Source organism: Paracoccus onchidii, from assembly GCF_028294535.1.
GTDB classification, from domain to species: Bacteria; Pseudomonadota; Alphaproteobacteria; order Rhodobacterales; family Rhodobacteraceae; genus Paracoccus; species Paracoccus onchidii.
This window is the reverse complement of the sequence record NZ_JAQBIE010000004.1, coordinates 166,971-179,037: the sequence shown is the minus strand read 5'-3', so window position 1 is coordinate 179,037 and position 12,067 is coordinate 166,971. Positions and strand designations below refer to the sequence as shown.

Annotated in this window: 13 protein-coding genes; 3 read left to right on the top strand and 10 right to left on the bottom strand. The window is 61.3% G+C overall.

The window, feature by feature from the left end; genetic code table 11:
- Positions 1-42 precede the first annotated feature (42 nt).
- Both PAF17_RS04830 and PAF17_RS04825 read right to left on the bottom strand, forming a co-directional pair.
- Positions 43-711 (bottom strand): tetratricopeptide repeat protein, encoded by a 669-nt coding sequence (locus PAF17_RS04830; RefSeq protein ID WP_271887951.1) that lies wholly within the window; start codon positions 709-711, stop codon positions 43-45.
- Between the two features lie 177 nt (positions 712-888).
- Positions 889-1,215 carry a DUF6280 family protein gene (locus PAF17_RS04825; protein WP_042251710.1) on the bottom strand — a complete coding sequence of 109 codons (327 nt, stop codon included), beginning with the start codon at positions 1,213-1,215 and terminating at the stop codon, positions 889-891.
- Between the two features lie 360 nt (positions 1,216-1,575).
- Between PAF17_RS04825 and efp the strand changes: the two genes are divergently transcribed.
- Positions 1,576-2,139 carry an elongation factor P gene (gene efp / locus PAF17_RS04820; RefSeq protein WP_271887950.1) on the top strand — a complete coding sequence of 188 codons (564 nt, stop codon included), beginning with the start codon at positions 1,576-1,578 and terminating at the stop codon, positions 2,137-2,139.
- 63 nt (positions 2,140-2,202) lie between these two features.
- Here the strand turns inward: efp and dinB are convergent, their stop codons facing one another.
- The 3 genes from dinB to PAF17_RS04805 are packed head-to-tail and all read right to left on the bottom strand — an operon-like array spanning position 2,203 to position 5,692.
- Entirely contained in the window at positions 2,203-3,312 is a 1,110-nt protein-coding gene (dinB, locus tag PAF17_RS04815; protein ID WP_271887949.1) for a DNA polymerase IV, read from the bottom strand.
- Positions 3,309-4,028: a CAF17-like 4Fe-4S cluster assembly/insertion protein YgfZ gene (gene ygfZ, locus PAF17_RS04810; protein WP_271887948.1), complete on the bottom strand. Its 720-nt coding sequence runs from the start codon at positions 4,026-4,028 to the stop codon at positions 3,309-3,311. The genes dinB and ygfZ overlap by 4 nt, the downstream gene beginning before the upstream one ends.
- A complete protein-coding gene (locus PAF17_RS04805; protein ID WP_271888013.1) occupies positions 4,025-5,692 on the bottom strand; it encodes an ABC transporter ATP-binding protein in 1,668 nt (555 codons plus the stop codon). The genes ygfZ and PAF17_RS04805 overlap by 4 nt, the downstream gene beginning before the upstream one ends.
- A 229-nt stretch (positions 5,693-5,921) precedes the next feature.
- On the opposite strand from PAF17_RS04805, the gene PAF17_RS04800 reads away from it, so the two are divergent.
- Positions 5,922-7,100, top strand: a complete 1,179-nt coding sequence (locus PAF17_RS04800; RefSeq protein ID WP_271887947.1) for a pyridoxal-phosphate-dependent aminotransferase family protein — start codon at positions 5,922-5,924, stop codon at positions 7,098-7,100.
- A gap of 6 nt (positions 7,101-7,106) precedes the next feature.
- On the opposite strand, the gene rsmD is transcribed toward PAF17_RS04800, so the two are convergent.
- Positions 7,107-7,679, bottom strand: a complete 573-nt coding sequence (gene rsmD, locus PAF17_RS04795) for a 16S rRNA (guanine(966)-N(2))-methyltransferase RsmD (protein ID WP_271887946.1) — start codon at positions 7,677-7,679, stop codon at positions 7,107-7,109.
- Between the two features lie 31 nt (positions 7,680-7,710).
- The gene (locus tag PAF17_RS04790) at positions 7,711-8,910 is read right to left on the bottom strand and encodes an NAD(P)/FAD-dependent oxidoreductase (RefSeq protein WP_271887945.1); all 1,200 of its coding nucleotides are present in this window, start codon (positions 8,908-8,910) and stop codon (positions 7,711-7,713) included.
- An 85-nt stretch (positions 8,911-8,995) separates the two neighbouring features.
- Here PAF17_RS04790 and PAF17_RS04785 point away from each other — a divergent pair, with 85 nt between their 5' ends.
- Positions 8,996-9,481 (top strand): peroxiredoxin, encoded by a 486-nt coding sequence (locus PAF17_RS04785; RefSeq protein WP_271887944.1) that lies wholly within the window; start codon positions 8,996-8,998, stop codon positions 9,479-9,481.
- A 44-nt stretch (positions 9,482-9,525) separates the two neighbouring features.
- Here PAF17_RS04785 and PAF17_RS04780 read toward each other — a convergent pair whose 3' ends face one another.
- From PAF17_RS04780 to PAF17_RS04770, 3 genes are all read right to left on the bottom strand, one after another.
- Positions 9,526-10,662, bottom strand: coding sequence for a GNAT family N-acetyltransferase (locus PAF17_RS04780; RefSeq protein WP_271887943.1), 1,137 nt, complete (start codon positions 10,660-10,662; stop codon positions 9,526-9,528).
- Positions 10,663-10,789: 127 nt separating this feature from the next.
- A complete protein-coding gene (locus tag PAF17_RS04775; protein ID WP_271887942.1) occupies positions 10,790-11,545 on the bottom strand; it encodes a glycerophosphodiester phosphodiesterase family protein in 756 nt (251 codons plus the stop codon).
- Positions 11,545-12,000, bottom strand: a complete 456-nt coding sequence (locus PAF17_RS04770; protein ID WP_271887941.1) for a RidA family protein — start codon at positions 11,998-12,000, stop codon at positions 11,545-11,547. The genes PAF17_RS04775 and PAF17_RS04770 overlap by 1 nt, the downstream gene beginning before the upstream one ends.
- Positions 12,001-12,067: the final 67 nt, after the last annotated feature.

Genomic DNA, 12,067 nt, shown 5'->3' with positions numbered 1-12,067 from the left:
TCTTGTTGTGTTGATCAGCGCGCTCGATCTCGGGGTTTCGCATCAGCCCGCCTGAAGGCCCTGGGCCGCTTCGGGCTCGACACCCAACGCGATCATCATTTCCGACAAACGCATGCGCAAGGCCTCGCTCAGCCCTTCTTTCCGCTGAATCTGGCGGATCAGGGTGATGGCGTCTTCGTCACGGCCCGCCTCGATCAGGGCAACGGCCTTCTGTTCCAGTGCCAACAACTCGAACGGCGCGCCCGTGCGGGACAGGCGCGTCAGCACCGCATCGCGCTGCGACGGATCCATGTCCTTGCCGTTCAGCATCACAAGCTTCAGTTCAGCCAGCTCGTTCAGGACGGATTCGGATTGGGCATCACCCGCAACCGTCTGCAGCGCCTCGGCGGCGGCATCCTGGCTGCCGCTTTCGACCCAGCCGGCGGCGGCAAGCAACCCCGCCAACGCGTCACGACCTTCATGTCCCTGCGAATCCACCTGCAAAATCGCTGCCGGATCGCCCGATCCTTCGGCCATCAGAACCGCGTCGCCCCAGGCCTCGGCCTCGGCGCTGGCGCGCGATTCGGAAATTTCGCGGAAGGTGACGCCGCCGACCAACAGCAATATGACCACGATCGCAATCCAGCCATAACGCCGGAACATGCCATACAGGCGGTCGCGCCGAAGATCCTCGGTCACTTCATCGATAAAGCTGTCATTCTGGTTGGCCATTGCCGCCGTCCACTAAGTTGATCTGCTGGCTGTCTTATACCGCGCAGGCATCGTTTGCCAATGCCGAGGCAAAAAGCATGCACGACCCGCATGCCTGCCCCGAAACGCATCCCCGGGAATACAAAGAAGCCGCCCTTCACCGAAGGCGGCTTCAAGTAAACGCGATCGATCCGTTGTTCAGGCGGCTTCGGCCTCTTCCGCTTCGGCGGCCATGCGACGTTCGCTTTCTTCGCGCGACAGCGCGACCGAGGTCCGAACACCCTTGGATACAAATTCCATCAGACCCTTCACGACACGTTCGTTCGGATCGATACCCGCACAGCTCAGCACTTCGCGCCCGTCGCGCGAGCGTGCCCAACGTGCTATTTGTTCAGGACCATTGCCGTATTTTTTATCATCTGCGATAGCATCGTCCAAAGCCGCAAGCACAACCGCAGCAAAAAGCTTGCGGGCCCGCTGGCCTTGTTCAAAATTGAAAGCAGAACCATCAACAAAATCGCGCATTTTATTCGTCCATCTATCTTGGCACTGGAGTCGGCACAGGCCCGGCGGGAATGTTCATTGCCATCCCGCATCATTTCATTCCGTTTCTTCGACGGTGCCGCCTGCCTTAGACCAGTTCGACCCCGATTCGGTATTCCTTCACCTGCATGGCTGCCATGCATATCCCGCATCGCATGTAAAAATCAGGTGAAATTCCCCTGATCCTGTCAAAAAAGCGATATGTTGTCGCCCTTTCGCACCTTGACAACGCGGCAAATGCGTTTCGGTTGCCTCTGACCGCTGCCCCCGATATAGGGCAACGGCAGCGCCGTTCAACGTCTGGACGGCAGGAATTCCCACTTCATCGCAAGAGTTCGCCCAATGCCCAAGATCAATGGCAATGAAATTCGCCCCGGCAACGTGCTGGAGCATGACGGAGGCCTGTGGGCCGCCGTAAAGGTCAATCACGTCAAGCCCGGCAAGGGCGGCGCCTTCGCACAGGTCGAGCTGAAGAACCTGCGCGACGGGCGCAAGCTGAATGAACGCTTTCGCAGCGAAGACAAGGTCGAGCGCGTGCGCCTTGACCAGAAGGACCAGCAATTCCTGTATGAAACCGACGGCCGGCTGGTCTTCATGGACAGCGAAACATTCGAGCAGACCGAACTGGACGCCGAATTGCTGGGCGAACGCCGCCCCTTCCTGCAGGATGGCATGACGGCGACCGTGGAATATTACGGCGATGAGGCCCTGTCCGTGTCACTGCCCCAGAAAGTGACCTGCAAAGTCGTCGAAACCGAGCCGGTCGTCAAAGGGCAAACAGCAGCAAACAGCTACAAGCCCGGCATCCTGGACAATGGCGTGCGCATCATGATCCCGCCGTTCGTCGGCGAGGGCGAAGATATCGTCGTGAACACCGAATTGTTCGAATACAGCGAACGCGCCTGATCACAGGGCGTCATTGCCTCGACAAAAAAGCGCCCCTGGCCCGGCCGTGGGGCGCTTCTTCGTTCAAATGCCATCGAACAAATCCAACTGTTCGGCACCGCCATCATCATCGTGATCAAATCCCGACAATGTGATCCCCAGAAGGCGGGCACCGCGCGGGTCGGGCAACACCAGCCGCGCCAAATCGCGCGCCAGCGTCAACATTTCGTCCATGGAACCGACAGGCCGTGACAGGGTTCGCGCACGTGTGACCTGCTGAAAATCGGCAAATTTGACTTTGACCGTGACCGTGCGCCCAAGCAGTTCGTTTTTCGCGACATGGTCCCAGACCTTATCGGCCAAGAGCAACAGCGCCTCGTCGACCTGTTCGATCCTTGTCAGATCGGTGGGGTATGTATTCTCGGCACCAACCGATTTTCGGATGCGATCGGGTTTGACCGCCCGGTGGTCGATCCCGCGCGAGATATTCCAGTAATAGCGTCCTGCCTTGCCAAAGCGGCGGGTCAGGAATTCCAGCCCCTGGGCGCGCAGATCGGCACCGTTGCGAATGCCCATACCGTTCATCTTGCGCGCGGTCTGTGGCCCGATGCCGTGAAACTTGCCGACCGGCAGGGACAACACGAAATCAGGGCCTCGATCTGGTGGTATGACGCACAACCCGTCAGGCTTGTTCTGATCGGAGGCCAGCTTGGCCAGAAACTTGTTATAGCTGACCCCCGCGCTGGCAGTCAGCTGCGTCATGTCACGAATGCGCTGACGGATTTCGCGGGCGACACCGGTTGCGGTCTGCCCGTCCCACAGGTGGTCAGTCACATCCAGATAGGCTTCGTCCAGCGACAGCGGTTCGATCAGCGGAGTGTATTCGGCAAAGATATCCCGGATCTGGGCACTGACCGCGCGATAGACATCAAACCGGTGCCGGACAAAGAACAGGTCCGGGCACAGCCGCGCCGCCCGCACCGACGGCATGGCGGAACGGACGCCGTATCGCCGCGCCTCATAGCTGGCGGCCGCAACAACCCCGCGCAGGGACGATCCGCCGACAGCCACGGGTTTACCCCGCAGCTCTGGATTGTCGCGCTGTTCGACCGACGCAAAGAACGCATCCATGTCGATATGGATGATCTTGCGCAACGGCGGCGCATCCGGGGCCATATCGGCCCCGTCACTCATTCCTGCCGCAACCTGGCGTTCTCGGCCATCATTCCATCACCCATGCGGTCAAACCGCAGATGGGCGATCCCCTGCCCACCAGCCTGCGTAAACAGCGTACCGACCGTGCGATCATTCAAGGTGATCGGGGTGCCGATCTCGGCGCTGCCCTCTACCGTCAACGTCCTGAGCCCCTTGCGCAGCTCGGTCTTGTGTTTCATGCGCGCGGTCACCTCTTGGCCCACGAAACATCCCTTGCGGAAATCGACGCCATGCAGGCGTTCGAACCCCGCTTCCAGAATGAAGGTTTCATTCGGAATCAGCTCGATCAGGGATTCCGGGATGCAATGCGCCACCCGGATCGCATCCCAATCGCTGCCATCATCCCCCTGCCCGCCATAAAGGCGCCACCCTAGCGCATCATGGCGCGGATCGGTAACAGCGCCTTCCGGTGCCGGGCCGGTGCCGCGCGCCACCGTCATATCTGTCATTTCCAGCTGAACCGCGGATCGCAGCTTGTACATCGACAAACGCCGCATCAGATCATCGGCCAGATCGGCATGAACATCCAGTAACAATGCCTGATCCTGTGCGACAACCAGGAAATCGGCCAGATACTTGCCCTGGGGTGTCAGCAGCGCGGTCCAGCATGGTGTTCGGCTGACATCATTCGTGACCAGCCCTTGCAGAAAGGAAATATGATCGTCGCCCGACAGGCGAATGATCTTGCGGCTCATGGAGTTTCTCCGAATTGCAAAGCGACCAGGCGCGCATAGGCACCGCCTTTTTCCATCAGTTGATCATGGTCGCCCTGTTCGACAACCCTCCCCGACTGAATCACCACGATCTTGTCGGCATTGCGAATGGTGGACAGGCGATGTGCAATGACCAAGGTCGTGCGGTCGCGGGCCAGTTCGTCCAGCGCCTGCTGGACCAGGCGTTCGCTGGCAGTGTCCAGCGCGCTGGTGGCTTCGTCCAAAAGCAGGATCGGCGCATCGCGCAGCACGGCACGCGCGATGGCAACACGCTGGCGCTGCCCACCAGACAACGACGAACCACGCGGGCCCGCGCGGCTGTCCAGCCCTTGTGCCATTGCCTCGACAAAATCGCTGACATGAGCCGTCTGCAAGGCCCGCTCCAACGCCGGGTCATCCGCATCGGGGCGCCCCATCAGGATGTTGTCGCGCAGTGTCTCGTCAAACAATGCCGATTCCTGCGCAACAGTCGAAAACTGGTCGCGCAGCACGGCCAGGTCATAATCCGCCACCGGAACACCCCCCAGCAAGACCTGACCGCTATCGGGATCGACCATCCGCGTCAGCAGATTGAACACCGTCGATTTCCCCGCGCCTGACGGCCCGACCAATGCCGTGGTCCGTCCTGCCTCAACGGTAAATTCAAGACCGTTCAGAACCGGCTGGCCTTCATATGACAGATGGACATCGCGCAGTTCCAGCGACATCGTTTCGGGCGGCTGGCGTCGCGCACCCGATCGAATGGTCGAGCTGGTATCGAACACGTCATAGATCCGTTCAAGGCTGGCGGCGGCGGTTTGCCATGTCCCGGCCAGCCCGCCCAGGCGGCGCAGCGGCTGAAACGCCAGGGCAAGCGCGGTAAAGAACGACATGAAATCGCCGACGCTGCGTTCCCCCTGCATCACCTCGTTTCCACCAAGGGCAAGCACGGCGACAAAACCGATCCCCGTGACCACATCCGTCAGCGCCGGCACAAGGGAACTGATCGCCGCCACCTTGACCTGCGCATCGCGAATACGCGTCACGATTCTGGAAAAGCGTTCGGTCTGGCTGTCTTCCGCCCGGTTCAGGCGAATCGAGGCGATACCATGCAGCACCTCGTCCAGCCGCGTTGCGCGTTCGCTGGCATTCACGCGATTCTGCCGCATCTTGCGGCGCACATACCGCTGCACCAAGGCAGCAGGCGCGATCAGCAACGGCGCACCGATCACCGCCGCCACCGTCCATAGCGGATCAACCGTCAGGGTCACCGCGAACAGCATGATCAGCGCGATCACATCGCGCGTCGCGCTGGTCAGCAATGTCGCCCAGACCCCCTGAACCGCCATCGTGTCGCCCTGAACACGTTCGATCAATGCGCCGGGCGGGTTATCCCGGAAGAACCGGCCATCGAGCGTCATGATATGGGACAACAGATCCGTCTGCATACGCGTCGAGATGGTCAGCGATATGCGCGTCAGCAATGCCCGGCTTGCCACCAGCGTTATCGCCCGCAACAGGAAAATGCCGAAAATGGCCCCGCCAACCCACCAAAGCGCGCCGGCCTGCTTGCCCACGAACACCAGGTCAAACAAGGGTTTCAGCATCCACGAGATCAGCGCAAGCGTCGATCCCTCAAGCGTCATGAGCACAAAGGCAAACAACATCTTGGCGCGATGGGGATACAGATAATCGGACCACAGCCTGCGAAACAGCGAGGTCGAGGGAACGGATTTGGTCACGGTCAGGCCGGGCTCCTTGGGGCGGCAACATCTTGCTTGGTCCAGCCATAGCGCGACGAAGCAAGGGGGGGCAAGGCGGGCACGGACACGCCGGACCGTTGACGCCATGCGCTGGCGGGCATACCGCTAGACTGGATTCTGAAGGATTGACCGCATGAGCCTTGCTGCCGGACACGCCCTTATCGCCATTCCCGGCCCGTCACCCGTGCCCGACCGCGTGCTGCGCGCGGCCCATCGGGCGGCACCTGACATCTATGGCGAAGAACTTGCCGATCTAAACATGCGGGTCATGGACCAGTTGAAGCGACTGGCGGGCACGACGGCCCATCTGGCACCCTATATCGGCAATGGCCATACCGCATGGGAAGCCGTGGCAGCCAATCTGGTGTCTCCGGGTGATCAGATCCTCGTGCTGACCAGCGGTTTTTTTGGCCGCGCATGGGCCGAACAGGTGGCAAGCCATGGCGCCTATGTTGAAAAGCTGGATTTCGGCAATGATCCTGTCGATCCCGACCGGCTGACCCGCAGGCTGGCCGATGACAACGAACAACAGATCCGTGCGGTCTTGTTGTGCCACACCGATACAGCAACAGGAAGTATGGCGGATATCTATGCCATACGTCAGGCAATGGGCGACCATCCGGCGTTGCTTGTCGTGGATGCCATCGCCTCGTTGGGCTGTGCGCCGATGATGATGGATGACTGGGGCGTCGATGTTTTGATCTCGGCCAGCCAGAAAGGTCTGATGTGTCCACCGGGCACAAGTTTCGTCTGGTTTTCCGACCGTGCCGCGACCCACCCGTCCGGCCTGCGGAAATCGCCATTCTGGGATTGGCATATCCGGGCCAGTGCCGGGCGCGAGAGCCTGTGGCAGTTCTGGGGTGGCACCGCGCCCGTGCAGCATCTGTTTGCCCTGAACGAAGCGTTGACAATGCTGCTGGACGAAGAAGGTCTGCCCGCGGTCTGGGCACGTCATGCCGCCCTGGCGCGTGCCGTCTGGGCCGCTGTCGAGGCATGGGGCGCGGGCAATCCCGACATCCGCCTGACCATCGATGATCCGGCGTCGCGCGCGGCGTCGGTCACTGCGGTTCGCATGCCCCATGCCGATGCGCTGCGCAGCTGGGTCACCGAACAATGCGGGGTCACATTGGGGATTGGGCTGGGGGCACAGGACCCGGCCAATGCCTTGCGTATCGCGCATATGGGGCACACCAATGCCGGCATGATCCTTGGGGCGCTGGCATCCATGCAGGCGGGCCTGATCGCGCTGGAAATTCCCCACGGCTCGGGGGCGCTGCATGCGGCCGCCTCGGTGATCGCCGAACCAGCCTGATGGCCCTCAGGCGGCGGGCACCGACATGCGGGCGATGGTGACAATGCTGTCGCCATAGCGCCGTTGGTCCAGCTGGCTTAACCCGGCAGGCAATTGCGGCGGGCGCGATTCTTCCCAGACGATGACGGCATCGGGGGCAAGCCACCCCCCGCCGATGGCAGATGCAATCGCACGTTCCCCCAGGCCTTTGCCATAGGGGGGGTCCAGGAACACCAGATCATAGCCGGGGCCACGATTATCCCCCAAACGTGTGGCATCCCGTCGCCAGATATCGCTTACACCCATCGCGCGGGCGCGTTCGACATTGGCGCGGATCAATGATCGCGCCGCCGGACCATCATCGACAAAACTGACCCTGGCCGCACCGCGCGACAGCGCCTCTAGCCCCAGCGCCCCCGTTCCGGCGAACAGATCCAGCACCCGCGCATCAGGCAGCGGATTGCCGAAACTGCCATTGATCAGCAGGTTGAAAATCGCTTCTCGGACCCGGTCGGTGGTCGGTCGCAAATGGGCCCGCGCATCGCCGTCCCCCAGTTCGGCCAGCTTCAGGCCACGAAGATTTCCGCCAACGATCCTCATCTGGTCGCCACCCGCCCGGACTGAATATCGGTCATAGCAGAACCTTCAGATTCGCGGCGTTGGCGATTTCATCTGGCTGGGGCGATTTTCCAGCCTCGATCAGACGTTTGCCGATCATATAGGCGCGTGCATCGTTCAGCGCATCTACCGCGATCAACCGGCCCATGCGGAAATACCAGACCGAGCCGCCATGCGTTCCATCGCCCTTGCGGCTGACGATATGGTCATATCCCGTTCCCAACCCGGCGATTTGTAACTTGGCATCGAACTGATCCGACCAGAACCAGGGCTTCGGCTCGTAGATGCGCCCGGCCCCCAGCATGTTGTCGGCCACCAGCTCGCCCATATCGATGGCCCCGCCCACGCTTTCCAGCCGGATACGTTCGCCCTGCCACGGAAAGCTTGCGCAATCCCCGGCAGCCCATATCGCCGCGTCCGAACTGCGCCCCTGATCATCGGTGGCAATGCCGTTGTCGATGTGCAGCCCGGCCTCTTTCGCCAAAGAGACATTGGGAAGCACGCCGATTCCCGTAATGACAAGATCGGCCGGCAGATTGCGTCCGCCCTGCAGCGCAACCGCCTCGACGCGATCCGGGCCCACGATCCGTTCAATCCCCGAGGCTTCCAGAATCTGCACCCCGTGGCTTGCATGCAACTCGCGCATCATGTCCGCGGTCTGGGGGGCCGCGACCCTGCCCAGAATGCGCGGCGCGGCCTCGACCACGGTGACATGCAGACCCAGCTTGCGGCCCACGGCGGCGGCCTCTAGCCCGATATAACCGCCCCCGATCACCACCATGCGCCGCCCGGCCTGCATCTGTGGCGCCAATGCATCGACATCGGACAGGCTGCGGATCACATGAACACCCGACAAGGCCCCGCCCATCGCGTCAGGCAGGCGCTTTGGGCTGGCCCCGGTCGTCAGCGCCAAGGCATCATAGGGCAGGCTGCCATGATCGGTGGTCACCAGTTTCGCCGCCTTGTCGATGGCGTTGACGCTTTCGTTCAGACGCAGTTCGATTTCCTGTTCTGCCCACCATTCCTCATTGCGCAGCAACAGGCGGTCCAACCCCATATCCCCCAACAGATAGGCCTTGGACAAGGGAGGGCGCTGATAGGGCGCAACAGGTTCGGATCCGATCACCGTCAGCGGCCCGTCATGTCCGCGCACGCGCAAACGCGCCGCCATCGAAGCTGCCGCCTGCCCCGCACCAATGATCACGATACGCATCGATTCTTGCCCGCCTGTGTTCTGGCCAGTTTACCAACCGCACCCTATAGTCGGCGCGAATCCGTTGCAATTCATGGAGATCAGGATGACCATTCAGGTTGGCGAAACATTTCCCACCGGCAGCTTGCTGCGCGTCGGCGAGAACGGCCCCGAAACCGTTGATACGGCAGAGCTGGCCAAGGGCCGCACGGTCGTTTTCGGTCTGCCCGGCGCCTATACAGGCACCTGCACCAATGCGCATATGCCCAGCTTCATCCGCACAGCGCAGCAATTCCGCGACAAGGGCGTAGGCCGGATTGTCTGTCTGACCGTCAACGACCCATTCGTCTGCGACGCCTGGGCCAAGGCCACCGGTGCCCCCGATGCAGGGATCGAGGTGCTGGCCGATGCGGATGGTAGCGTCACCAAGGCGCTGGGGTTGAATTTCGATGCCCCGCCCGCAGGCCTCTTCAATCGCTGCCAACGGTTCGCCGCACTGCTGAATGACGGCAAGGTCGAAGTCATCGATGTCGAGGATTCACCCGGCACCTGCAGCGTCAGCGCCGGTGAAGCCCTGCTGGAAAAGGTCTGAACGGCCCATAAATGAAAACGATCCGGCACACGGGATGTGCCGGATCAGCCGTTGTTCTTGCGGAACGGCCCCCAATCGGTCAGAACCTCGATCTCGTCATCGATGGCGTGACGTTCTTCCTGCAGATACTGCGCCAAAGCGCGCAGAAATCCGGGATCGCCAACCCAATGCAACGAATGCACAGGTGCCGGCAGATAGCCCCGCGCCAGTTTGTGTTCGCCTTGCGCCCCTGCCTCGACGCGATCAAGCCCGTATTCGATCGCGTAATCGATGGCCTGATGATAGCACAGCTCGAAATGCAGAAAGGCGTGATCCTCGGTGCAACCCCAATAACGTCCATAGATTGCACCACCCCCGACAAAGTTCAGCGCACCCGCAATCGGCACGCCATCGCGTTCCGCCAGAACCAACAGCACATCATCGCGCATTGTCTGGTGCACCCGTTCAAAGAAGTCGCGCGTCAGATAGGGTTGTCCCCATTTGCGGCTTCCGGTGTCCTGATAAAAACCCCAGAACGCATCCCAATGCTCGCGTCGCAGCGCATCCCCTTGCAAGCGGCGAATGCTGCCACCGAATTCTTGCGCGCGCCGACGTTCCTTGCGAAGCGCCTTGCGCTTGCGCGATGACAGCGCGGTCAAGAAATCATCATAGCTGCCATAACCCTGATTGAGCCAATGGAATTGCTGGGTCACGCGGCTCAGAAACCCGACCTCCTCGCCCAGCCCGGATTCTTCCTCGGTGCAAAAGGTTACATGCACGCCAGATGCCCCCCCACGCTGCGCAAGCTGCGTCATGCCGGTCAGCAAGGCGCGCCTGATTTCGGGGTCCGGCGACAGCAACCGCGCACCTGTCGCCGGGGTAAAGGGAACGGCGGATTGCAGCTTGGGATAGTAATCGCCCCCGGCGCGCATATAGGCCTGTGCCCATGCATGATCGAAGATATATTCGCCCTGACTATGCGATTTCGCATAGAGCGGCGCCGCCCCCAGGATCAGGCCGTTGCGTTCGATCGTCAGGTGCAGCGGTTGCCAGCCGGTGCCGGCCCCGACAGAGCCCGACATCTCCAGCGCATGAAGGAACCGGTGCGTGGTAAACGGATTGCCATCGCCCAGCCCGTCCCAGATGTCGGGTGCAATATCGGCGATGGAGGAATGGGTGGTCAGGGTCAGCGGCGTGCTCATGGCCCCTAAACTAGTCGCGCAACGATGAATTGCCAGATCAACAGGATCACATTCCCAAAGAATTCACGAAGATCCGCGATCTGTTCGGGCAACGCCCCGACACTGCCCGAACACGCGGCGCCAAAGACTAGATCGCGGCCTGATAGCCCTCGAAGGTGATATTGTCGGCAACCTTGCGCGCGGCAGCCTCTTGCGCGGGCGATCGGATCGTCCAGCACAGAACGGGAACCGCCTGCGCCTTCAACGCATCGACGCGCGGATTGCCCAGATCGTTGTGATCATGCGAGATGAAACTGGCCCCCACATCATCAAAATCCGAAATATCAGCCAGATGTTCGCGCGCGTCCTGATCCAGCATCGCCCAATGTTCGGGCGCATAACCGCAGGTTGTCAGCCCCACCGGAATATCCGGTGAAATCCGGTGAAACGCCCCGACGACATGAGGATTGAAAGACATCACGGCGACAGGCCCGGCATAGTCAGCCAGCTGTCCGGCCACCTGCTTGTGCAGATCGCCGATATTGCCGCCAAGCCGTCCGTCCTGATCCTTGATTTCGATCAGCAGGGGAACCCGCCCGGCGACCAGATCCAGCATCTGGCGAAGGGTCGGCACGGTCTCGTTGCTGCCTTTCAGGGAAATTCCGGCCAGTTCATCGGCCGAAATGTCGGCGACAAAGCGCCTGTCCCCTGCCAAACGCGTCAGATCATAATCATGAAACACCATCGCCGTACCATCGGCCGCAGGCTGGATATCCATTTCGATCCCGTATCCCGCGTCGATGGCGGCCTTTGCCGCCGCCAGACTGTTTTCCGGAACCTTGTCGTCATGAAGTCCGCGATGGGTGATCGGAACGTTCAGAAATGCCTGTGGCAGCGCCGGCATCACTCGACCTCGAAGATCGCTTCGATTTCGACCGCGACACCCAGCGGAAGCGCGGGGGCCGAAACTGCGGCACGGGCATGTGCGCCCGCGTCACCGAACACTTCGACCATCAGGTCCGAACAGCCGTTGATGACCTTTGGCTGGTCGGTAAAGTCAGGGGTCGAGTTCACGAAGCCGGTCAGCTTGACGACACGTTTGACCTTGTCCAATGAGCCAGTGGCCGCACGCAATTGCGCAATCAGGGCAAGCCCGCAACGCCGGGCGGCGGCAGCGCCGGCCTCGACATCGACATTTTCGCCCAGCTTTCCGGTAATCAGACCGTTTTCGTCTGCGCTGATCTGACCCGATACATAGACCAGATTGCCGCTTTGCACATATGGCACATAGTTGGCCGCAGGGGCCGGCGCGTCCGGCAGGGAGATTCCTTTTTCGGTCAGTCGGGCTTCGATGCTCATGATGTCCTCGTCAGGCTGGGGCCGGCCGGTCCTGTCGACCACCGGCGGATCGCGATTCGAGTGGCAC